The sequence below is a fragment of the Amycolatopsis vastitatis genome, from assembly GCF_002234595.1.
Taxonomy (GTDB): Bacteria; Actinomycetota; Actinomycetes; order Mycobacteriales; family Pseudonocardiaceae; genus Amycolatopsis; species Amycolatopsis vastitatis.
Genome location: NZ_NMUL01000022.1, coordinates 67,747 through 90,781 on the forward strand (window position 1 = coordinate 67,747; position 23,035 = coordinate 90,781).

Below are 23,035 nucleotides of genomic sequence, written 5' to 3' on the forward strand. Positions count from 1 at the left end.
CGCACCGTCAACCTCCTGTGTCACTCGAGGCGGCGGTAGCGGGACAAGAGGTCCAGACCTTTGTCCGACGTGAGAGTGACTGTACGAGCCCGGACGGCCACGGACAAGACCCACTTTCCGCACGCGCAGTGCGTCGGAAGTTTTCCGCGGGAGGGTGTCGAATCCGGCGACGCCCGTTCGACAGACTCTCGAAGGCAGATCACGATCACCGAGGAGCACCGCATGCGCACCCTGATCTCCACCTCGTTCGTCTCGCTCGACGGCGTCGTCGAAGCCCCCGGCGGCGAGCCGGGCTACCGCAACGCGGGCTGGACCTTCCAGGACATCGAGTTCGACCCGGCCGCCTACGAGATCAAGGGCACCGAGCAGGAGGAAGCCACGGCGCTGATGCTGGGCCGCGTCAGCTACGAGGCGTTCGCGCCGGTCTGGCCGGGCATGACCGTGGAGTTCGCCGGCTACAACGCGATGCCGAAGTACGTCGTGTCGAGGACCCTCGAAGAGAAGGACCTGGTGGACAACTGGGGCGAGACCACCATCCTCCGCTCCCTGGACGACGTCGCCGCGCTCAAGGAGACCGAGGGCGGGCCGATCATCGTCAACGGCAGCGCCACCCTGAACCGCGCCCTGGCCGACGCGGGCCTGATCGACCGCTACCACCTGCTGGTCTTCCCCGTCCTGCTCGGCGCCGGCAAGCGGCTGTTCAGCGACACCGACAAGGACAAGCAGAGCCTGAAGCTCATCGAGAGCGCCTCCTACGGCAACGGGATCCAGAAGCTCATCTACGACGTCGTGCGCTGACCGGCGCCGGTCCGGCCGTTCGCCATGTTTCACGTAGAACATCTGTTCGAACATCGTGTACGGTCGGACCCATGACGACCCCGGCACTGCAGGCATCGCTGTTCGGCGAGTCCGGCCCCGTCACGCTGCACGCGCTGAGGCCGCGCCGGACCGAGCTCGGCTCCGGCGCGTGGATCGACGTGCAGCCCGGCTGGCTCGACGGCGCCGACGAGGTGTTCACCGACCTCGTCACCGGCGTCCCGTGGCAGGCGGAGCGGCGCCGGATGTACGACCGGCTGGTCGACGTCCCCCGGCTGCTGTGCTTCTACCGCGAGGCGGAACCGCTTCCCCACCCCGTGCTGGCCGAGGCGCGCGCCGCACTGAGCGCGCACTACGCCGAGGAGCTCGGTGAGCCGTTCCGCACCGCGGGCCTCTGCTACTACCGCGACGGCCGCGACAGCGTCGCCTGGCACGGCGACACGATCGGCCGCGGCAGCACCGAGGACACGATGGTCGCGATCGTCTCGGTCGGCGCCGCCCGCCAGCTCGCCCTGCGTCCCCGTGGTGGCGGCGAGGCGCACCGCTACGCGCTCGGCCACGGCGACCTCATCGTGATGGGCGGCTCGTGCCAGCGCACGTGGGAACACGCCGTCCCCAAGACGAACCGGGCGGCGGGCCCGCGGATCAGCATCCAGTTCCGGCCCCGCGGCGTCCGCTGAGCACTGTCCACAGTGGAGTATCGAAGATCCCCGTACGATGACCGGGTGCACACTCTCGCCGAACCGCCGTTGTTCACCCGCCTGCGGCCCGCGCGCCGCGTGCTCGTCGCCGGCGCGGGCGGCGGGTTCGACGTCTACGCCGGGATCCCGCTGGCGGCGGCCCTGCGCGCGCAGGGCAAGGAAGTGCACCTGGCGAACCTGGCGTTCAGCGACCTGAACCGGCTCGACCTCGACGACTGGGCCGCCCCGGGCGTCGCCCGGGTGCGGCCCGGCAGCGCGGGCGACGACGCGTACTTCCCGGAGCGCACCCTCGCGCGGTGGCTGGAAAGCCGGGGGTGGCCGCCTGCCGTGCACGCCTTCCCCCGCACCGGCGTGCGGCCGCTGCGCGAAGCGTACGAGAACCTCGTCGCGGACCTGGCCGTCGACACCGTCGTGCTCGTCGACGGCGGCACGGACATCCTGCTGCGCGGGGACGAGTCCGGGCTCGGCACCCCCGAAGAGGACATGGCGAGCCTCGCCGCGGTGGCCGCGCTCGAGGGGGTGGACCGCCTGGTCGTCAGCCTCGGCTTCGGCATCGACGCCTTCCACGGCGTCTGCCACGCCCACGTGCTGGAGAACCTGGCCGCCCTCGACCGGGCGGGCGGGTACCTGGGCGCGCTGTCGATCCCGTCGGCCTCACCGGAGGCGGCGGCCTATCTCGACGCCGTCGCGGACGCGCAGCGGGCGACCCCGGACCGCCCGAGCATCGTCCAGGGGCAGATCGCCGCCGCGCTGCGGGGCGAGTTCGGGGACGTGCACGGCACCACGCGCACCGCGGGCAGCGAACTGTTCGTGAACCCGCTGATGGGCGTCTACTTCGCCGCCGACCTGGCGATCCTCGCCGCCGGAGTCGGCTACCTCGGCGAGCTCGCCGGGACGAGCACCGCGATGGACGTCGCCCTGGTCATCGAAGCGCACCGGGACCGCGTCGAGCGGCGGCCGTGGCGGCACATCCCGCACTGATCTCCTCAGTCGACCAGGACCGGCAGCGCGTCGAGGCCGTACACGATGGACACCTTGCGGAACGAGAGGTCCTCTTCCGGTACCGCGAGCCGCAGGTTCGGGAAGCGGCGGACGAGCGCCGGGTACGCCGTGCGCAGCTCCATCCGGGCCAGCTCGGCGCCGATGCAGCGGTGGATGCCGTAGCTGAACGCCAGGTGCGACGTCGGCTCGCGGGCGGCGTCGAACTTCTCCATGTCCGGGCCCAGTTTCGGGTCGCGGTCGGCGGCCGACAGGGAAACCAGCACGATGTCGCCCTCGGCGATGTGCACCCCGCCGATCTCCATGTCCTGCTTGGCGAACCGCGGGAACGCCATCTGCACGACGGTCAGGTAGCGCAGCAGCTCCTCGACGAAGCGGTGCACGGACTCGTCGTCGCCGCGGACGGCTTCGACCGCCTTCTCGTCGCGCAGCAGCACCAGCGCACCGAGCGCGAGCATGCTCGCCGTGGTCTCCAGGCCGCCGGTGAGCACGCCGTCGGCCAGGCCGGCCAGCTCGCGGTCGTCGATCTCGTCGCCGTGTTCCTTGATCAGCATGCCGAGCAGGCCGTCGCCGGGGGCTTCGCGCTGCTTCTTGACGATGTCGAGCAGGTAGGTCAGCGACTCCGACATCGCGCCCAGCGAGGCGCCGGCGCCGCCGAAGAGGTCGAAGCGCGCGGTGCTGAGGCGCTGGAAGTCCTCGCGGTCCTCATAGGACACGCCGAGCAGCTCGCAGATGGTCAGCGACGGGATCGGCAGCGCGAACGCCTGCCAGAGGTCGACCGGGCCGTCGGCCGCGGCCATCGCGTCGAGCTGCGCCGCCACGATCTCGTCGATGCGCGGCGCCAGCCGGTTGAGCCGGCGCATGGTGAACTCCGGGGTGAGCAGCTTCCGCAACCGCGTGTGCACCGGCGGGTCCGCGAAGCCGAGGCCGCCGGGGTTCTGGTCGGCGGTCACGCCGGCGTTGCCCACGAGGTTGGTGAAGTCGCTCGAGAACTCCGTCACCTTGCCGAGCACGGCCTTCGCCTCGTCGTACCCGGTGACCAGCCAGGCGTTCATCCCGAACGGCAGGTCGAGCTTGCCGATCGGGGCGGTGGCCCGGCGCTCGCCGATCTCCGCGACCGGGTCGAGGCCGTCCCGCTTCAGCGGCAGCAGCGCCGAATCGGGCAGGAAGGACGACATCTTTTCGAGGTCGAAGCCCTGTTTCGTCTGCCGGGCGAGGTATCGTCGGCCGACCCAGCCCAGGACCCGTGAGCGGAGACTCCCCATGGATCCGACAGTACCGCACTAGCCCGATCGGGTGATGGGCGGCGAGACCGGGTTCACGCCGGCTTGCGGGCCAGCAGATAGGCCTGCGGCGTCTTCTCCGACAGTGACGGCATGGGTTCGCGGACCAACCGGGCTTCGATCACCAGGCCGGCGGCGACGCACAGCTCGGCGACGAAGTCCGGCTGCAGCCGGTAAGCGTCGAAGGCGACGTCGTGGCCGTAGCCGTTGGTGACGCGGCGGCGCTCGTCGCCGACCTGGAACGCCGTCAGCAGCCGCCCGCCCGGCGCCAGCACCCGCGCCAGTTCCGCCACCACCGGCGCCAGCCGCTCCGGCGGCGTGTGGATCAGCGAGTACCAGGCCAGCGCACCCGCCAGGCTGCCGTCTTCGAGATCGAGGGCGGCCAGCGAACCGACCTCGAACCGCAGACCCGGATGGGCCCGCCGGGCGACGTCGACCATGCCGGGCGAAAGGTCGACACCGAAGACGTCCAGCCCGAGCGAGGCCAGGTGCCCGGTCAGCCGTCCCGGACCGCAGCCGAGATCACCGACCGGGCCGCTCCCGCCGACCAGCTCGGCGAAGGTGCCCAGCACCGCCCGGTCCCACGGGATGGCGTCCAGCACATCCTGATGCTGCTCGGCGTAGGCGTCGGCGACGGTGTCGTAGGCGGTCCGGGTCTCGGTCACGAAGGCGGGTTCGGTCACGAGCCGGACCTTATCCGCGACCACCGACAATGTGGTTCTCGGTGATCAGCCCGTGCTCGCTGGCGACGTAGTGGAAGTAGGGCCGGCCGAGGTCGTCCGGGCCGGTGTACAGCGTCTTCGACCGGCCGTCGGCTTCGGTGTTGACGCCGTTGGTGCGGGCCAGGACACCGGAGGAGCTCAGCCACTCCCGCGACGCGCGCGCCGGCCGCCAGTTCCGGCCGTCGCCGGTGAAGTCGCCGAGGCTCTTGGTCATCTCGGCCGAGCCGGAGATCCGCAGGTTCTGGTCGTCGGTGATGTTCGCGGTGGCGTCGGTGGTCAGCGGGTAGGACCAGGTGTGCCGGGCCGCCGACCGCACGTGGCCATCCACAGTGGACACCGACGTCTGCTGCCCGGCGTCCCCCTGCACGACGTGCTGGGTGAAGCCGCCGCCGGTGACGTCGTCGCTGTTGCGGTAGTCGCGGGTGCGCTCGACACGCGTGAAGACGCGGCCGGCGGAGGTGTCGACGTAGCCCGCGGTGACGTCGCGGCGTTTCGCGGTGACCGTCACGTTCACGCCGCCGTCGATGTCCTTCGTGGCCGTCCGGCGCTCGGGCGCGGCGGCGACGTCGTCCTGGGTCAGCGCACCGGACGTCCGCGCGGCGTTTTTGTCGGTGTAGAGCAGTAGGGTCGGGACGACGGTGAATTCGCCGCCGATGTCCGGGAAGGAGAAGGAAATGTCGTGAGTCCCGCCGTCGACGAGACGGCCCGCGAACGGCGTGACGTCGTAGGTTTCGGCGTGCAGGCTGAAGGTGTCGATCGCCACGATCGGCCGCCACAGCTGCGGCACGATCCCGCCGGAGTAGATGTGCGGGAAGGTGAACGCGCTGCCGGCCGGAGCCCCGTCGATCGCGAAGTTCGCCTCGCGGTAGGGCCCCTTCCCGCAGAGCCCGGCGGCCGGGTACTTCGCGGCCACTTCGTCGGGGACGTCGTCGAACCACTGTTCGTCGCAGGCGTGCCCTTCGAGCGTGACCTCGAGGTAGGCGCGGGTGATGTTGCGCGGCAGGTCCTTCGCGGTGAAGTGCACGGTGGGCGCCGCGGGGGTGGCGTCGGCGTGCCCGAACCCGGCGACGTGGTCCGGGCTGACGGCCGCCGGGTGCTTCCGGTCGGCCTGGTAGTAGGTGAGCGTCACGGTCTGGGCGTACACGCCGGTGTAGACGGCGGAGTTGTAGTTCTCGATGCCGCCGTGGAAGGGCTGCGGCGCGCGCAGCAGCGCGGCGTACGGCGTGAGGTCCTTGTCGAAGTGGTAGGTGATCGGGCGCCGGCCCTCGCCGCTGGGCTCCTCGGTGGTGCCCCACCACACTTCGGTGCCGCCGATCCGCAGGTCGCCGATCCGGTCGTACTGGCGCCCGCTGACGGTCACGGTCTGGTCCATGACGACCTTCGCCCACGGGCCGGGGCAGGCCTTCGGCGGCGTGAGCGTGCCCTCGTAGAACCGCGGGCTGCCGTCGGCGGCGTTGGAGCGGAAGGCGTCGGCGAGCGTGACGGTGCAGTGCGGGGTGTCCGGCCGCGTCACCGCCGGCGCGGCGGTCACGGGATCGTCGGTGTCCCCTTCGACGACCGGCGAAGCCGACGCGACCGCCCCGGAGAGCACCCACGTCAGCACCAGCGACAGGACGATCGTGAAGATCCGCACCCGGACTCCTCCCAGTGGCAGGCACACCCGCTCGGAGCCTAGCGGCGTGATCGTCCGACCAACGTCGGTAATCCGTGTCCCGTCGCGTCTGAAACGTTTCAGATCGTGATAAGCTCGCGCCTTCTCAGGTAGAGGGGTTGCATTGGTCGGCATCAAGGACGTCGCGAAGCGGGCCGGCGTCTCGATCGGCACGGTGTCCAATGTGGTCAACCGGCCGCACGTGGTCGCGGCGGCCACCCGCACCCGGGTGCTGTCGGTGATCGAGGAGCTGGGCTACGTCCGCGACGAGTCGGCCCGGCAGCTGCGCGCGGGCCGCAGCCGTGTCCTGGGGCTGCTGGTGCTCGACCTCGGCAACCCGTTCTTCGTCGACGTCGCCCGCGGAGTCGAGCAGGCCGCGCACGCCGAGGGGCTCAACGTCATCACCGGCAACAGCGGCCAGCGGTCCGACCTGGAGGCGTCGTACCTGGCCATGTTCGCCGAGCAGCGGGTCCGCGGGGTGCTGCTGAGCCCCGTCGCGACGTCCGGTGAGGCCCTGCGCGCGTTCCGGCGCAGCGGCACGCCGTACGTCTTCGTCGACCGCAAGGCACCGGCGTCGGAGGCGAGCTCGGTGGCGGTGGACGACGTCGCGGGCGGCGCCCTCGCGGCCCGGCACCTGCGGGAAACCGGCCACGGCCGGATCGCGTTCGTCAACGGCCCCACCGTCCTCGCGCAGTGCCGCGACCGCGAGCAGGGCGTCCGCACCGCGCTCGCGGGCTCGGCGGTGGAGCTGGCGGTCCTGGAGGCGACGAACCTGGACGTCGCGTCCGGCCGCGACGCGGGCGCCCGCCTGCTGGGCACGAGCCCCCGCCCGACGGCGGTGTTCTGCGCGAACGACCTGCTGGCACTGGGCGTGCTGCAGGCGATGGTCGGCGCTGGCGTCCGGGTGCCGGAGGAGATGGCGATCGTCGGCTACGACGACATCGAGTTCGCGGCCGCCGCGGCGGTCCCGCTGACGTCGGTCCGCCAGCCGGCCCGCCGCCTCGGCCGCACGGCCGCGGAACTCCTCCTGGCGGAGACGGCCGACACGACGGTGGAGCACCAGGCCGTGGTGTTCACGCCGGAACTCGTCGTCCGCGAATCGACCCGGCTGCGCCGCTGAACCACCGCCGGCGAGACCCGGCCGAGCCACGCTAAACCGTTTGGGGTTCACCGGTTTCCCCGGCATGCTGGCGATCATGACCAGCAGATGGGTGCGGCTGCAGGCCGTGGCGGTGTCCGGTTCGTCCGCCGAAGGCCTGATGCTCGCGGCCCTCCCGCTGCTCGCGGTGTCCGTCACCACCGATCCGCGCGAGATCTCGCTGCTCAACATCGCCGGGCAGGCGCCTTGGCTGCTGCTGTCCCTGTTCGCCGGTGTGCTCATCGACCGCGTGCGGCGGACCGCCGTGCTGGCCTGGGCCTATGCCGTGCAGATCGGGGCGGCCGTGGTGCTCGCCGCCGCCGCGTCCGCTCACGTGCTCAGCCTGCCCGTGCTGGTCGTCGTCGCCTTCGTCGTCACCTCGGCGCAGGTGCTCGGGGACGGCGCCAGCGGCGCGCTCGTGCCTGAGCTGGTCGAACCGGAGCGCCTGGCGCACGCCAACGCGCGGCTCACCGTGATCGACCGGGGCGTCGTCCAGTTCGTCGTGCCGCCGCTGACCGGGTTCCTCCTCGCCGTCGGGGCCGGGGTGCCCGCCTGGCTGGCCGCCGCGTGCGCGCTGGCCGCGCTGCTCCTCGCGCGGCGCATCCCGTCCGAGTCGAGGACCGTCGCCACGACGACCCATCCGCTGCGCGACCTCTCCGCCGGGCTGCGGCACCTCGTGAAGACGCCGCTGCTGCGGTCCATCACGATCAACGTCGCCCTCGGCTCGTTCGCCGCGAGTGCCGGCAACTCGATGTTCGTGCTCTACGCGACGCAGGTCCTGCACGTCGGCCCGGTCGGGTACGGCCTGCTGCTCGCCTGCCTCGCGATCGGGTGGGTCGCGTCGTCGTTCGTGGTGCAGAAGGTGGTGGACCGGCTCGGCTATTCGTGGTCGATGCGGTTCGCGCAGAGCTTCGGAGTGGTGGCGCAGCTGCTGATCGCCGTCGTCCCGCCGTGGCCGCCGCTGGTCGCCGTCGTGCTGATGTCCTTGACGGCGACGGTGCTGATCTGGAACGTCTGCTCGCAGTCCAGCCGCCAGCGCTTCACCCCGGCACCGCTGCTGGGCCGGGTGCTCACCGGCCACCGGGCGCTGGCCTGGGGACTGACCCCGCTGGGCGCGCTGACCGGCGGCCTGGTCGCGGCGCACTGGAGCCTGCGCGGCGTCTGGGTGGTCGCCGCGGCGATCCAGGCGGTGAGCGCCGTGCTCGTCTGGTTCACCCTCTCCCCCGCCGCCTTCCGCCGCACCGAGCTGGCGGCGGCGCAAGCCTGAAGCCGGGCGGTGTGCCGGGTCGGGGCACCGGCACACCACCCGGACGTCTAACCGCCCAAGGCCAGGGCCACCGCACCCAGCAGGGCCGCGTCCTGGTCGAAGCGGGCGGGCACCAGCTCCGGCGGGAACGGCACCGCGTGCGCGAGCCGGTCCGCCAGCGCCGGCAGCAGCACGTCCGCCGAGCGGACGAGCCCGCCGCCGACCGCGATGCGCTGCGGGTCCAGCGCGATCGCCAGGTTGGCCACGTGCATGGACAGCTCGTCGAGCGCCGCCGTCACCAGTTCCTTCGCCTCGACGTTCTCCTTGGCCAGCGCGAACAGTTCGGCGGCGGTGACCGGGCGGCCGAGCAGTTCGCTCGCCCGGCCGCCCAGCCCACGCCCACCGACGGCTTCTTCCAGCGGCGCCGCTCCGCTTGAGAAACCCTCGGTGTCCTGCGGCGAGAGCAGGTTGTACCCGATCTCGCCCGCAGCTCCGTTGGCGCCGGTCAGCACCCGGCCGCCGATCAGCACCGCCGCCGCGATGCCGGTGCCCAGCGACAGGAACACCGCCGGGTCGGCCCCGGCCAGTGCTCCCCACCGCCATTCCGCCAGCGCCGCGGCCTTCGCGTCCGTGCCCACCGTGATCGGCACGGCCGGGAACTCCGCAGCCACCAGCTCCGCCAGCCGCAGCTGCTCCCAGCCCGGCACGTTCGGGGCGAGCAGGATCTTGTCCGGCAGCACGATTCCCGGGCTGACGACGCCGATGCAGGCCGGCACCGCGCCCGCGTCGGCCAGGAGGCTTCTGGCCCCGGCGAGCGCCCGCACCACCACCTGGTCGGCTCCCGCCTGCGCGTCGGTGTCCAGCCGGCGCGTGGCCAGCAGGGTGCCGTCGCGGTCGGCGAGCCCCAGCGCCACCTTCGTGCCGCCGAAGTCGATCCCGAGAATCCGTTCCCCTGTCACTCCGAGAACCCTCCAGTCCCCTCGTTCCCCGGCACCACGAGCCGGCCCGTGTTGAACCCGTCGACGCTGATCACCGGCACCGCGCCGCACAGGTCGGCGGCTTGGTAGGTGACCGTCAGCGTCTGCGACTGGCCCGGCCACAGCGTGATGTCGTTGTCGTCCCAGGTCGCGTTCGCGAGCTGGTTGTCGCCCGGCGCCTCACGCCCGTCCGGCGTCCCGCGGCGCACGTCGGCCCGCAGGAAGAACGCCGCGCCCGGGTTCTTCGCCGTGTTGGTGACCGTCACCGTGGTGACGAGGTCGCCGCCGCGGCCCGGCTTCGTCGAGGCGACCGCGCTGACCTGCGACTTCGGCAGGTTCCGCAGGGCCTGCAGGTTGCTGTACTGCGAGAGCGTCGCCTGCGGGTTGCCCAGCGTCTTCGCCCAGTCGACGACGTCCTTCTGCGTGGACAGCCAGTAGACGTTGCGGTCGACGACCTTTCCGCCCTGCTTCAGCTGCAGCTCGACGAAGTAGACCTGCGCCGGCGCGGGCGCCTTCGTCTCGGCGGGCACCTTGGGCTTGAGGACGCCGGTCTTGACGCCCTGGCTGCCGAGGGAGATACCGCCGGCCGTCTGGTCGTCCAGGACCTTGCCCGCGGTGTCGAGCACGCGGGCCTGCACCGAAAGCCCGGACTGGGTCGTCGCGCCGAGGTTGTCGAGCGTCACCTTCCCGTCGTCGTAGCCGTAGAGCGCGTGCAGCGGCTTGTTCGCCTTCTTGGCACCGAAGTACGCGCCCGGCTGGTCGCCGTCGTCGTTGTAGAGCGACCACAGCAGCGTCGGCCAGCCCTTGTTGAGCTGCCAGTAGACGACGCCGGTCGACGGGTTGTCCTTGTCCGTCGAGTGGTGCAGGAAGGCTTCGAACTGCGAGCGGGTGTTCTCGTAGTTGGCGATCTGCGCGAGGTCCACATAGGACTCCAGCGAGGTCCACTGCCCGTACCGCTGCAGGATCGACTGGTCCAGCGTGTAGAGCGTGCCGAACGCGTAACCGCCGTGGTCCGGCTCGAAGTTCGCGTGGTACTGGTTGTACGCCGGGTCCTGCCACAGCTTCGCCTGCTCGGCGGGCGAGAGGAACCGCTTGATCGAGTCGAGCGTCGGCACGGTGTGCCCGGCGCTCTGCTCGCTCGCGAAGCCCCAGGCGCCGCCCGCGTTCGTGCGGCTGTCGTCGGTGGCGTCGAAGTGCGAGCTGTCGTACCAGTACGACGGCGGGACCCAGTCGTACGGGCCCTCCTTCTCCCCCGAGTTGCCCAGGGTCGGCGTGCTCTTGTACTCCGCCGACGCGATGACCGGGACCTGGAAGTCCTCCTGCTTGAACGCGGTGAGGACGGCCTTCTCCTGGTTGGGGAACGGCTCGTTGTCGCTCCAGCCGTAGTTGAACACGCTGGGGTGGTTGCGTTCGCGCTGTGCGATGCTGACCGACGAGTCGTGGATGATCCGCAGGTCCCGCGCTCCGAGCTGCTCGGCGGTGTCGGGCTGCCAGGCGTCACAGCACAGGAACCCGCCGATCACCAGCAGGCCGGCGCGGTCGGCCTGGTCGTAGAAGTCCTGCGGCATGTCGTGGCCTTCGAGCCGGACGCCGGACAGGCCCAGGTTCTTGATCAGTGCGATCTGGTGGGCGGTGTCGGCCCGGTCGTAGCGCAGGAACAGGTCCGGCGCGAAGCCGCCACCGCGGAACACGAAGTCCCGGCCGTTGATCGTGAACTGCCGGGCGCCCTCCGGCAGCGGCGCGGACTTCCCGACCAGGCGCGAGGTGACCGTGCGGATGCCGAAGGTGCTCTTCGACGACGTCGACAGCACGCCGTTCTGCGACACCGCGGTGGTCAGGGTGTAGAGCGGCTGGCCGCCCATCGAGTACGGCCACCAGACCTGCGGTTTCGCGATCTTCACCGGCGCGAACGTCACGGTCTGCCGGGTGTTCGCCGGGATCGTCACGCGCCGGGTGACGACGATCGGCGCCCCCGAAGGCGGCGTGACCGTCGCGGCGACGTCGCCGGTCTGCGCGGTGGCCGCGTCGTTGGCGACGTCCACCTTGACCGTCAGCTTCGAGCTGGACAGGTCGGGGGCGTTGTCCTGCACGACGTGCGCGTTGTCGCCGGTGAGCGCGTCGGACACCTGCAGGGTCGGCGGGAACTGGATGCCGGTGTCGTTGTCCGGCGGGATCTGGCTCCAGTCGACCTGGTCGAGCGTGTACATCTTCAGCGGGTTGTTCGGGTAGACCTTGATCGCCAGGGTGTTCTTGCCCGGCTTCACCAGCTTCGAGACGTCGAAGGTGTGCCCGGCGAAGGCGCCGCTCACGATGTCCTTCGTCGCGACGAGCGTGCCGTTCACCCAGACGTCGCCCTCCCCGACGATGCCCGGGATGGTCAGCTTCGCGTGCTGCCCCAGCCGGATGTCCGGGGTGAAGTCGGTGCGGTACCACCACGGGTCGGAGAACGGCTTCGTGACGACCGGGCCGACCTTGTCGACGTACCCGAAGCACTTGCGCATGTTGTCCGAGTAGAAGACGTTCGGGCACTTGCCGTTCTGCACCAGGGCGTTGATCTCGGTGCCCGGCGCACCCGCGTCGTCCGGCTTGACCGGCAGCCAGCCCTGGGTCGCGTAGCCGGGAGTGGAGACCTTTTCGCCGCCGTCCTTGACGCTCGCCGTGGTCAGGACCTGCCAGCCGGGCAGGCCGATCGTGCTGAACCCGTGCGGCCGGGCGGCCGCCTGCGCGTCCTGTGCGGCGGCGGGTCCGGCCACACTGAGCACGCCGGGCACGAGGAGCAGCGCGGCGAGGACCGCGAGCTTCTTGGTCATGCCTGAACCCCTTCGGTTTCGGTGGAGGCGAAGGCCTCCTTGATCTCCTTGGGCCCGAACGGCCAGGTGCGCTCGGCCTTGGCGTAGACCAGGTACGCGATCGCGCCGACGGCGATCCAGCCGAGCGACAGCCCGGTGGAGAGCCAGTCGGCCTCGAGGTAGATGTAGACCCAGCCGACGAGCGCGACCAGCGTCGGCACCGGGTAGAGCCACTGCCGGTACGGCCGCCGCAAGTTCGGCTGACGGCGACGCAGCACGACGATGGCGGCGACCTGGGCCAGCGACTGGACGATGACCAGCGTCGCGACCGCCGCGTTGATCACCGTGGTCAAGGTGAACAGCGAGCCGAGGATCGTGATGGCGCCCATCGTGAGCACGCCCGCGGTCGGCAGGTGCAGCTTCGGGTGCAGCTTGCCGAACATCGGCAGGAACACCTTGTCGCGCGCGGCTTCGAACGGCACGCGCGAGCCGCCGAGGAGACCGGCGAACACCGACCCGATGGCGGCGATCACGATCAGCACGGTGATCGCCTTGGCGGCGCCGGTGCCCCAGACCTGCTCCAGCACCGACGAAGCGACCGACTTCGCGTCCTTCAGCTGCTCCAGCGGGATCGAGCCGAGGACGCCGACCTGCAGCAGGAAGTACAGGCCCATGATGCCGAGGATCGAGAAGACGATCGACCGCGGCAGCGTCCGGCCCGGCTCCCGCACCTCGCCGCCGAGGTAGGCGGTGGTGTTGTAGCCGAGGTAGTCGTAGATGGCGATGATCAGGCCGGCGCCGAGGCCGCCCCAGAACGTGCCCTCGCCGGCCGAGCTGAACGCGCCGGGCGTGAAGTCGAACGCCTGCGCGGCGCTGAAGTGCGAGAACGCGGCGACGATCGTCGCGAGCACCGCGGCCAGCATGATCACGAACAGCACCGTGGTGAGCTTGGAGATCTGCCCGATCCTGCGGAACAGCGCCAGGATGATCACGAGCGTGATGCCGACGCCGATGATCTTGCCCAGCGGCGTCGTGCCCGCGTCGTTGGTCACGCCGGGGATCAGGTAGCCGAGGTACTGGACGAGGCCGATGATGCCGGTCGACATGATCAGCGGGATGAACAGCACCGCGCTCCACACGAACAGGAACGGCATCAGCCGCCCGGTCCGGTACTGGAACGCTTCGCGCAGGTAGAGGTAGGTGCCGCCGGCACCCGGCATGGCGGCGCCGAGCTCGGCCCAGATGAGCCCGTCGGCCAGCGCGATGATCGCCCCGATGATCCAGCCGAACATCGCCTGCGGGCCGCCCATGGTGGCGACCATGGCGGGGATCGTGACGAACGGGCCGATGCCGCACATCTGGGTCATGTTGATCGCGGTGGCCTGCAGCGGGCCGATCTTGCGCTCCAGTGCGGGCGGTTCCCCGGAACGAGTGGGTGAACTCACGGCGTGCCTCCGACTAGTAGTTAGTAAAGTTTCTTAACATAGAACGGCCGAGGTCGAAAGGGTTCCGTGGGTAAAGTTGCGGCAACGCAGGAGGACTCGGCGGGACCAAACGGGCCGCGGGTCGAAACTCCGGCGAGCGTGCGGGCACCGGACCGGCGCCGCTGGGCGAGCGACGTGGTGCACACGGTGAGCGAATCCGTCGAACGCACGGGGCTGCGCCCGCATGACGCCGAGCAGCGATTCCGAAGATCGCGACAGACGACTCGCGACCCGGCCGCCACGCGGCAGGCGAAGCCCGACGGTCAGCGGCGCGCGCACCGACGATTGCGGGCCCAGCCCGCTGCCTACCGCCGCTCAGGCGGGATGTCCACTTCGGACTAGTCGGAGGGCCCGCGCAGGGTCAGGACCACCCGCAGCACGTACTCGACCGCGGCCGGGAAGGAGGCGCTGCGCAGCTCTCCACGGTCGGCGAGGTTGCGGGAGGCGAACTCCAGCTCCCGCTCCGGCCCGCCCCGCCGAACCAGGAGTGCGGCGATCTCCTCGAAGTCGAGGTCCGGGTGGTCCAGCCGGGTCAGGGCGAACTCGACGATCAGCTCTTCGGCCGTCATGCCCGCTCCTCCCGACCCCTCCAGCCTACCGGCGGCCAGTGCCGCCCGGCCCTGTCTCGCCCGGCACAACCACCGCTTCGCCACCAGCATTCCCCCCTTGCCGTTGTCAACCCGTCGATGGTGTTGGTAAATCACCACTTTCCGGCCCCTACGTTAGTCGGCTCCGGCAAACGAGTCGTCCAGGTAAATTCTCGACAGCGCGCGCAATTCCGGCAAATCCCCGTCCCCACGAGGAGTCTCCCGATGTCGAGGAAGTTCGCCCTGGCCGGCGCCGTCGCGCTCGCCCTGACCATGACCCCGCTCGCCGCGGGGACCGCGTCGGCCGCCACCGAGCAGGAAGCCGCCGTCACCACGGTCTACTACAGCACCGCCGGCGCGCCGACGTTCCGCTCGGTCATCAACGCCGGTGCCGCCAACTGGAACCGCAGCGTGACCAACGTCAAGCTCGTCGAGCGCAGCTCCGGTGCGAGCCTGCGCTACACCGAGGGCAACGACCCCCGCGGTTCCTACGCCTCGACCAACGGCCACGGCAGCGGCACCATCTTCATCGACTACACCCAGGCCCGCCAGTACAACCCGACCCGCATCGCGGCGCACGAGACCGGGCACGCCCTCGGCCTGCCCGACCACTACTCGGGCCCGTGCTCGGAACTGATGTCGGGCGGCGGCCCCGGCCCGTCCTGCACCAACGCGGTCCCCAACGCGACCGAGCGCTCCCGGGTCAACCAGCTGTGGGCCAACGGGCTCGTGGCGACCAACGAGCAGCGGGTCTACGAAACCGTTTACGGCTTCTGAGCCTGCCGAGCGTGGCCCGGGCCCGGCGCCCGGGCCACGCTCGCGTCCCTGACGGGGTCGATCTCCGTGATCATCCCGATGACGCCGGACCCGGCCGTCAATACGGTCAAACCATGCGAAAAGCTCTGACCGCCGGTCTCACCGGCGTCCTCCTGACCGCCTCCGCCGCGGTCGCCGCGGCCGCTCCCGTCCGGCTCGCGCTTCCCGCGCCCACCGGGCCCTACGCCGTGGGCAGCACCGAACTGCACCTCGTCGACTCCGGTCGCGCCGACCCGTGGGTGGCCGGCACGACCCGGGAGCTGATGGTGACCGTCCGGTACCCCGCACGGCCGGGCGGTGGCCCGAAGGCGCCTTACCTCACGCCGGGGGCCGCCGGACCCGTCGCCGGACAGGACGCGAACCTGCTGGGCATCCCCGCCGACCGGCTCGACTACACCTTTCCCACGCACGCCCGCACCGGGGCGCCCGCCGTCGGCGGCCCGCGGCCCGTCGTGCTCTACTCCCCCAGCGCCCAATTTCCCCGGTCGGTCGGCACCGCGCAGCTGGAGCAGCTCGCGAGCGAAGGCTATGTGACCGTGGCCGTCGACCACACACACGAACCGGCGGCGGTCGAGTTTCCCGGCGGCCGCGTCGAACCGCAGGTCCGGCCGCCCGCCGGCGCCGGCAAGCAGCTGATCGCCACGCGGGTGGCGGACATCCGGTTCGTCCTCGGCGAGCTGGAAGTCCTGGCCAGGGGCGGGAACCCGGACGCCGAACGCCGCGAGCTGCCCGCCGGGCTGTCCCTGGACCTCACCCGGGTCGGCATGTTCGGCCACTCCGCCGGCGGGTTCACCACCGGCGAGACGATGGTCGCCGACCGCCGCATCGACGCCGGTGCCGACCTCGACGGCAGCATGGCGTACTCCCAGCGGGACCGCGACTTCGGCCGGGTCGTCACCGAAGGGCTCGACCGGCCCTTCCTGCTGATGAGCGCGGGCAACCACAGCGCCGCCTCCGACGCCTCGTGGCAGGAGTTCCTCCGCAACCAGCGCGGCTGGATCCGCGAACTGCGCGTCCCGGACGGCGAGCACTTCAGCTACACCGACTACCAGGTGCTCCTTCCCCAGCTCGGCCTGGACCCCGCGGCGGTCGCGCCGTACATCGGAACCGTCGACGCGGAGCGGAGCTTCGCCACCCAGAGAACGGCCCTCGGCGCATTCTTCTGCCGATACCTCGCGCGCGGATAATCCATTCACGGCAACACCGGATAGCCGATTCCCGGAAAGGGGAATCGGCTGTTCTTTTCGCTTTGTCCCTGTCCGTCACGCCGTATCCGGAGTACCGTCGCAAGCTCCGGGTCTCTCTCCTTCTCGTCGATGATGTGAGGGCACAATGCGGCGATCACCCTGGCTAGCGGCGGCAATTCTGCTGACCGGTCTCTTCGTGGCGGCTCCCGCGCGAGCGGCGACCACGTTCAGCAGCACGATGGTGAACCAGGGCAGCGGAAACTGCGCCGAGGTGCCCGACGGTTCGAGCGCGGTGCAGCTCATTCAGCGCGGGTGCTCTTCGGCGCCGAACCAGAGTTTCACCTTCACCCCGTACCAGAACAGCGCCGACGTCTACACCATCGCGACGATGACCGCGGGCAGCTGCGTCGACGTTTACGGCGCGTCCACCGCCGACAACGCCGCCGTCATCCAATACGCCTGCCATTCCGGCACGAACCAGCAATTCCGGCTGCAGCCGGCAGGCACGAACACGTTCACGGTCGTCTCGGTCGGTTCCGGGAAGTGCGTCGCCCCGGCGGCGAGCGGGACCGGGCTCGTCCAGCAGCCGTGCACGACGGCGGCGAGCGGCGTCTGGCGGATCACCGCCGGGACGGCCGCGGCCACGTTCACCAACCCGCTGAGCCAGCACGGCCCGGACCCGTGGCTGCAGTACTACAACGGCTACTACTACCTCGCCACCACGACGTGGAACTCGACGATCACCATGCGCAAGTCCCGCACGCTCGGCGGGCTGGCTTCCGCGCCGGACACCGTCATCTTCACCCTCAGCCGGCCCAACGGCGCCGGGACGATGTGGGCGCCCGAGTTCCACCTGCTCACCGGGCCGAACGGGCCGCGCTGGTACCTGTACTACGTCGCCGGCCGGGAACCCTACGACCTCGGCACGCAACGCATCCACGTGCTCGAAAGCGCCGGCACCGACCCGATGGGGCCCTACGGCTTCAAGGCCGACCTGCTCGACCCCACCCAGGACAACACCTGGGAGCTGGACCCGAGCATCCTGCAGCTGAACGGCCAGTTGTACCTGCTGGGCACGTTCTACAACGGCTCGCAACCGAACTTCATCCGCCCGCTGTCCAACCCGTGGACGGCCGGCGGGACGAGGCACATCCTGTCGTCTCCGACGTACAGCTGGGAGACCGTCGGCGGCGCGGTCAACGAAGGCGCCGAAGTGCTGCAACACAACGGGAAGACGTTCATCGTGTTCTCCGCCAGCCACTGCTCCACTCCCGACTACAAGCTCGGCATCCTGACCTACAACGGCGGTGACCCGCTGCAGCAGTCGTCGTGGGTCAAGTCCGCCCAGCCGGTCTTCCAGCGCAGCACCGCGAACTCGGTGTTCGGGCCGGGCCACAACGGGTTCTTCAAGTCGCCCGACGGCACCGAGGACTGGATCGTCTACCACGCCAACAACTCCGTGAACGGCGGCTGCGACATGAACCGCACCACCCGCGCTCAGAAGTTCACCTGGAACGCGGACGGGACACCGAACTTCGGCACCCCGGTCGCCCTGGGCACCCGGCTCCCGGTCCCGTCGGGCGAACCCGCGCAGTAAAGCGGTCGTGAGTGAGAAACAGGGTTAGAACACTGTTTCTCACTCACGACAACTCAACCCACTACTATCCGGTCGACATCGGGTGCCCAGCCGGACGGGTTGCCGATCCGGATCGTGTTGGCGCCCGCGGCCAGGTTCAACGTCACCTGCACCGACCCGACGGTGTCCCAGCCACCAGTGCCGGGCGTGGCGACCGAGACCGCGGCACCGCCGTTGACGCTCACCGTCAGCGAACGAGCCTCACCCGAGGCGTAGAAGAGCGTCACCGGATGCGCGCCCGCGGTGGCGTTGACGCCATTGAACTGCAGGTAGTTCGCCGAACCACCGCCGACATAGCCGACCAGGGCGCCACCCGAGGCACCTGACGAACTCCGCACGGCGGCCTGGCCGCCCAGCGTGCCCGCCTCGGCTTCGTACGACGTCCCGGCGGGTGGCGTGCTCCCCATCCGCCAGTACACGGTGTACCGCTGGTGGTGCGTGGCGTAGAACGGCAGCAGGGTGACCGCGCCCGTGCTCGCCGTCCCGGTGAAGCGCAACGGGTTCGCGGGATCCTGCGCCAAGGTCCCCGGCTGCAACGTCGGCAGCGCGCTCAGGTTGGTCGAGCCGTACTGGCCCGCCAGCACGATCGCGCCGTACTTCACCGCGCCGACGCCCGCGTCGTCGTTCGCCCGCGGGAAGGTCAGCGACGCCGGGAGCGACACGTCGACGACGTCGCCGGAGGCCCACGTCCGGTCGATCGTGAAGTAGGTCCCGGGCGTGGCCGTGCCCTGGGCGGCGCCGTTGACCTTCACCACCGCGCCCGACGTCCACTTCGGAATACGGATCTTCAGCGCGATGTGCCCCGAGCCGCTGATCGTCAGCTTCGTGCTCGACGACGTGGGGAACGTCGTGTCCTGCCGGACCGTGATCCCCCGGCCCGGCCACGTCAGCACCGACGCGATGAACAGGTTCACGTACAGCGTCTCGCCGTTGGAGAAGTAGACGCTGTCGGCGAACTTCGTCTGCGACTCCATGCCGGTGCCGTGGTCGCAGGTGAAGTCGTCGTAGTCGTTGGCATACGTCTTGATCCCGCCGGCGCGCAAGGGCGTGTAGTACGTGACGAAACCGTGGCTCGAGTTGGGGTCCTGCTCGCCGAGGATCTGGTTGAACAGCGCCCGCTCGTAGTAGTCCATGTACTCGGCCACCGGATTGGTGAAGAACAGCTGCCGGGTCAGCTTCAGCATGTTGTAGGTGTTGCAGACTTCGCACGTGTTGTCCGACAGTTGGCTCGCGATCGCGTCGGGCGTCTGGAAGTACTCGCCGTTGGAGTTGCCGCCGATCACGTACGAGTGGTGGTCGAGCACGATCCGCCAGAAGTTCACGGCGATGTCGCGGTAGCGGGTCGTCCCGGTGGCGTGGTACTCGCGGATCGCGCCGAGGATCTTCGGGATCTGCGTGTTGGCGTGGAACCCCGACAGCCGGTCCTGGTTCGCCGCCAGGGGGTCGAGGATCTGGGCGTGGTCGAACCGCTGGGCCGTCGTGAGGTGGTTCGCGTCGCCCGTCACCTGGTACAGGTTGGTCAGCACCTCGGGCATGCCGCCGAACTCGGTCCGCAGCGCCTGCTGCATCTGGGAAACCGACAGCGGATCGGTGCGGGCCTTCGTCCACGCCGCTTTGCGCAGCAGCACGTCGAGGGCCTGCTGGTTGCCCGCGAGGAGGTACTGGTCGAGCAGCCCGGCCATGATCTTGTGCAGAGTGTAATAGGGCGCCCACACCGACTGGCCGCTCTCGAGCCGGTCGAAGAAGTTCTCGGGGAACGCCGAGAGGTAACCGGTGTGGAAGCCGCGTCCGGGCGAAGCCGCCTGGCACGCGGCGAGGGCGTTGACCAGGTAGTCGCCCTTGGTCTTGTACGCGGTGTCGCCAGTATTGGCGTACGCCTGCGCCAGCCCGGACAGCAGGTGCCCGGTCGAGTGGCCGCGCAGTTCCGTCGTGGGGCTTTCCCAGCCGCCGCACGGCTGGGCCGAGCTGGCCAGCCCGGCGTTGAGCCGGAACGTGTGCAACAGGCGGTCGGCGTCGACGAACCGGAAGTAGGCCAGCTGCCGGTTCATGTTGTCGAGGAACGGCCCGGCCTGCAGCCGCACCGCGCTCAGCGGGAACGGGAAGACCGAGACGCCGATATCGGGCCGGGTCGCCGCGGCGGCGGGGCCGGCCAGAGCCGGGGCCAGTGCCGCGCTCGCGGAGAGCGCGCCGACGGCTTTGAAGAGCAGACGGCGATCGAAGGTGGGTTCACGCATCATCGAGCCTTTCTGGGGGGAGAGCCGTCGTGAGTGAGAAACAGGGTTAGAACGCTGTTTCTCACTCACGACAGCCACGGGAGACTCAGCTCGCGAGGGTGATGGTCACCGTGTTCGCGCTCGCGGTGACCGTGTGCGTGGCGGCGTCGTAGCTGCCGCCGCTGACCGAGTTCACGCCGGTGGAGAGGAACACCGGCAACTGGATGGCGACCGTGCCACCCGGCAGGCTGCCCGACGTCGTCACCGTGACGACGCGCGCGCCGCTCGAGCCGCTCACCGCGAGGGAGACCCCGTAGGTGGACCGGCTGCCCGAGGCCACGTCGTAGGTGTTGGTCAGGTTGCCGACCGAGATCGTCTGGCCGGGCGTGAGCCAGGCGTTCGGCACGCCGCGTCCGATGTAGAGCGGCCGGCTGAACGTGTACGGCCCCGAGCCGCTCGACGCCAGGCCCTCGGCCACCAGCGACTCCAGCAGGCCCTGCTGCTGCCCGGCGATCGGCCACGCGTACGGGCACGCGCCGAACTGCGGGCCGGCGTGGCTGCCGATCCACGGGTTGGCCGAGCTCGGCCCGCTGCCGTTGGCCTCCCACCAGGCGTTCGGGCCGCCGGTGGTGGTCTTGAGCTGCCAGGCGTAGCTGGTGATCGGCAGGTCACGGTAGTTGTTGGAGTACAGCCCGTCGGAGGAGTACGACGTGTTGTACGCCGTCGAATACCCGTTGAACGCCCCGAACGTCGGGAAGGGGTAGCCGTTGGCGGACAACCGGTTGAAGCCCCACTGGTACATCCGGTCGACCTGGCCGGGGTCGCCCATGATGCCGGTCAGCGCGCCGCCGGACAGCATCGTCGACCACTGGTTCTGCCCGACCCACCCGGGCGAGGCCCAGTTGGCGTCGTTGAAGGTGTTGCAGCGGTTGGCGCTGTTCGGCTTGTCCACTTCGCACGGCAGGTAGTTGAAGCCGTTGGCGGACTGGTTGCGGCCCACGACCGTGTTCAACGCGGTGAGCAGCGAGTTGTAGGCGGTGTTCGCCCACGTCGCTTCGGCGGTCTGGCCGATCTTCGTCGCGATGTACTTGTACGACGCCAGCATCTGCAACGCCGAGAAGTTGCTGAACAGCCAGCGCCCGGTGGAGTCGTTGTCGAAGTTGGTCTGCAGTGTCCCGTCCGACGCGAGCTGGGCGGGGTACTTGACCCGGGCGATGGTGCGGAGGCTGGGCCCCCACGAGCCGGTGTCGTTGAAGTACTGGCTGACGAACGCGGTGTCGTTCGTCTTCGCCAGGTACGTCGCCCAGGCGCCCATCGTCTTCCAGACGCCGTCCCAGTACCAGTTGGCGCCGACCTCGTCCCAGTTGTCCTGCTGGGAGATGCGCGCGGTGAGCAGCAGGTTGCGCGCGTCGTGGAAGTCGCCGGTCTCGAACTTGGCGGTCAGCTCGCCGGGCACGTCGTGGTTGAGGATCCAGTTGTAGTTGTTGGCGCCGGAGAACTGCGCCTTGCCCACCTGCATGATCAGGTTGTAGATCGTGCCGGCCTTGTAGGCGTTCGCCATCGCGGTACCCGGGTTGGCGAGGTTGCCGGTGTTGGGCAGAGTGGTGTTCGGCAGGCTGAAGGTGTTCGTCTCGGCCAGCCGCGAGTTCCAGTACGCCGTCATCTGGCTGTAGGCGGTGTCGTAGTTCGGCGCGTTCGAGGACAGCGTCGAGCCGGTCGGCAGCGCGACACCGCTGCCGAAGTTGTCCACGGCCACCACGAAGTCGTGGTTGCTGGTCTGCCCGGCCGCAACTGTGTCCAATGTGGACGAGGTCAGCCGGACGAGGCCCGGACCGGAACCGCCCGGCGGCACCGTGACCGAGGACGAGCCGTTGTTCTTGATCGACACCCGCGTGTAGACGAGCATGACCGGGGAGCCGTTGATCGTCACCTTGTCGGCGAAGTTCTTGATGGTGACCCCGACGGTCCCGGAGGTGCGGGACGTCGTCATCGCCGGAAGGTAGCCGTTGTCCTCGGTCCACTGCACCGACTGCGCGCCCGGGTTCCCGCCGTAGGTGTAGGCGCTGAACGAGTACATCCCGCCGCACAGGCCGTTGTACGTCTTGTTCACGCCGCGGGCGAAGAACGAGCCGGACAGGTAGCTGAAGACCGGCCAGTAGTTGCCGTCCCAGCCGATCGCGGTGGTGTTCTGGAACCCCTGGCCGTAGGGGTCGTTCGGCGTCTGGAAGTTCGTGCCGTACGACCGTGGCAGCCCGGAGTTCTTGCACGCGTTCGGCGCCAGGTTCGGGATGCCCTGGTACGTGTCGGACGTGCCGGGGGTGTAGCCGGGCACGCGCCAGGCGCTCGCGCTCGAACACGGCAGCTGGACGAGCGCGTTGTTCGCCGGGGTGATGCACTTGCCCGAGCTGACGGCCACGACGTTGAACGTGTTCGTCCCGACGGACTGCAGCCGGAACTGCTGGTTGGTCTCCCCGTGGCAGGCGTACTGGATCACCGCGGCATTGTCCGAAGTGGACGCGCCGTAGATGTCCACACAGCTGCCCGAGGTGAAGGTGCCGAGGGTGTAGGCGTCCCCGGACACCGGGGTGAACGTGTACGACTGGCCGGCACCGGAGGTGCAGGCCGTCTGGGTGAGCTGGACGGCGCTGTCGCCGTTGGGGACGGTGGCGCACTGGCCGCTCGAAGAGCTGACCATCGTGCTGGTGAACGTGGCCGCGGCGTTCGCCGGAGCCACCACTGCGAAGCCGGCCGTCAAGAGGGCGACGGCGAGCAAGGCCGGACGTCTCATCG

The 23,035-nt window shown here is 70.1% G+C and carries 17 protein-coding genes; 8 read left to right on the forward strand and 9 right to left on the reverse strand.

Annotated elements, in window-relative coordinates; genetic code table 11:
* Positions 1–222 precede the first annotated feature (222 nt).
* The 3 genes from CF165_RS22435 (at position 223) to CF165_RS22445 (ending at position 2,498) form a co-directional block, all read left to right on the forward strand.
* The gene (locus CF165_RS22435) at positions 223–798 is read left to right on the forward strand and encodes a dihydrofolate reductase family protein (RefSeq protein WP_093949510.1); all 576 of its coding nucleotides are present in this window, start codon (positions 223–225) and stop codon (positions 796–798) included.
* A 71-nt stretch (positions 799–869) separates the two neighbouring features.
* Complete coding sequence (locus CF165_RS22440; protein ID WP_093949511.1) at positions 870–1,496, forward strand: alpha-ketoglutarate-dependent dioxygenase AlkB; 627 nt, start codon at positions 870–872, stop codon at positions 1,494–1,496.
* 45 nt (positions 1,497–1,541) lie between these two features.
* Positions 1,542–2,498 (forward strand): DUF1152 domain-containing protein, encoded by a 957-nt coding sequence (locus CF165_RS22445; protein WP_167441540.1) that lies wholly within the window; start codon positions 1,542–1,544, stop codon positions 2,496–2,498.
* A 5-nt stretch (positions 2,499–2,503) separates the two neighbouring features.
* Here the strand turns inward: CF165_RS22445 and CF165_RS22450 are convergent, their stop codons facing one another.
* From CF165_RS22450 to CF165_RS22460, 3 genes are read right to left on the reverse strand one after another with little or no spacing between them, the layout of a single operon-like run.
* Entirely contained in the window at positions 2,504–3,781 is a 1,278-nt protein-coding gene (locus CF165_RS22450; protein WP_167441541.1) for a cytochrome P450, read from the reverse strand.
* Between the two features lie 53 nt (positions 3,782–3,834).
* Complete coding sequence (locus CF165_RS22455) at positions 3,835–4,482, reverse strand: class I SAM-dependent DNA methyltransferase (protein ID WP_167441542.1); 648 nt, start codon at positions 4,480–4,482, stop codon at positions 3,835–3,837.
* A gap of 10 nt (positions 4,483–4,492) precedes the next feature.
* Positions 4,493–6,154, reverse strand: coding sequence for a peptide-N4-asparagine amidase (locus CF165_RS22460; RefSeq protein WP_093949514.1), 1,662 nt, complete (start codon positions 6,152–6,154; stop codon positions 4,493–4,495).
* Between the two features lie 142 nt (positions 6,155–6,296).
* Between CF165_RS22460 and CF165_RS22465 the strand changes: the two genes are divergently transcribed.
* Positions 6,297–7,292: a LacI family DNA-binding transcriptional regulator gene (locus CF165_RS22465; RefSeq protein ID WP_093949515.1), complete on the forward strand. Its 996-nt coding sequence runs from the start codon at positions 6,297–6,299 to the stop codon at positions 7,290–7,292.
* Positions 7,293–7,368: 76 nt separating this feature from the next.
* Entirely contained in the window at positions 7,369–8,577 is a 1,209-nt protein-coding gene (locus tag CF165_RS22470; protein WP_093949586.1) for an MFS transporter, read from the forward strand.
* A gap of 47 nt (positions 8,578–8,624) precedes the next feature.
* On the opposite strand, the gene CF165_RS22475 is transcribed toward CF165_RS22470, so the two are convergent.
* The 4 genes from CF165_RS22475 to CF165_RS22490 all read right to left on the reverse strand — a co-directional run bounded on the left by CF165_RS22475 (position 8,625) and on the right by CF165_RS22490 (position 14,375).
* Entirely contained in the window at positions 8,625–9,515 is an 891-nt protein-coding gene (locus CF165_RS22475) for an ROK family protein (protein ID WP_093949516.1), read from the reverse strand.
* On the reverse strand, positions 9,512–12,343 hold the full coding sequence (locus CF165_RS22480) for a glycosyl hydrolase 2 galactose-binding domain-containing protein (RefSeq protein ID WP_093949517.1): 2,832 nt from the start codon (positions 12,341–12,343) through the stop codon (positions 9,512–9,514). The genes CF165_RS22475 and CF165_RS22480 overlap by 4 nt, the downstream gene beginning before the upstream one ends.
* The gene (locus CF165_RS22485) at positions 12,340–13,767 is read right to left on the reverse strand and encodes an APC family permease (protein ID WP_093949518.1); all 1,428 of its coding nucleotides are present in this window, start codon (positions 13,765–13,767) and stop codon (positions 12,340–12,342) included. The genes CF165_RS22480 and CF165_RS22485 overlap by 4 nt, the downstream gene beginning before the upstream one ends.
* A 377-nt stretch (positions 13,768–14,144) precedes the next feature.
* Positions 14,145–14,375, reverse strand: a complete 231-nt coding sequence (locus CF165_RS22490; protein ID WP_093949519.1) for a hypothetical protein — start codon at positions 14,373–14,375, stop codon at positions 14,145–14,147.
* A gap of 243 nt (positions 14,376–14,618) precedes the next feature.
* Here CF165_RS22490 and CF165_RS22495 point away from each other — a divergent pair, with 243 nt between their 5' ends.
* From CF165_RS22495 to CF165_RS22505, 3 genes are all read left to right on the forward strand, one after another.
* Entirely contained in the window at positions 14,619–15,170 is a 552-nt protein-coding gene (locus tag CF165_RS22495; RefSeq protein ID WP_093949520.1) for a snapalysin family zinc-dependent metalloprotease, read from the forward strand.
* Between the two features lie 113 nt (positions 15,171–15,283).
* Positions 15,284–16,396, forward strand: coding sequence for an alpha/beta hydrolase family protein (locus CF165_RS22500; RefSeq protein WP_240521727.1), 1,113 nt, complete (start codon positions 15,284–15,286; stop codon positions 16,394–16,396).
* A gap of 145 nt (positions 16,397–16,541) precedes the next feature.
* A complete protein-coding gene (locus CF165_RS22505) occupies positions 16,542–17,993 on the forward strand; it encodes a family 43 glycosylhydrolase (RefSeq protein ID WP_093949521.1) in 1,452 nt (483 codons plus the stop codon).
* Positions 17,994–18,046: 53 nt separating this feature from the next.
* Here the strand turns inward: CF165_RS22505 and CF165_RS22510 are convergent, their stop codons facing one another.
* The gene (locus CF165_RS22510; protein WP_240521728.1) at positions 18,047–20,266 is read right to left on the reverse strand and encodes a beta-L-arabinofuranosidase domain-containing protein; all 2,220 of its coding nucleotides are present in this window, start codon (positions 20,264–20,266) and stop codon (positions 18,047–18,049) included.
* A gap of 85 nt (positions 20,267–20,351) precedes the next feature.
* Positions 20,352–23,033 carry an RICIN domain-containing protein gene (locus CF165_RS22515; protein WP_240521729.1) on the reverse strand — a complete coding sequence of 894 codons (2,682 nt, stop codon included), beginning with the start codon at positions 23,031–23,033 and terminating at the stop codon, positions 20,352–20,354.
* Positions 23,034–23,035: the final 2 nt, after the last annotated feature.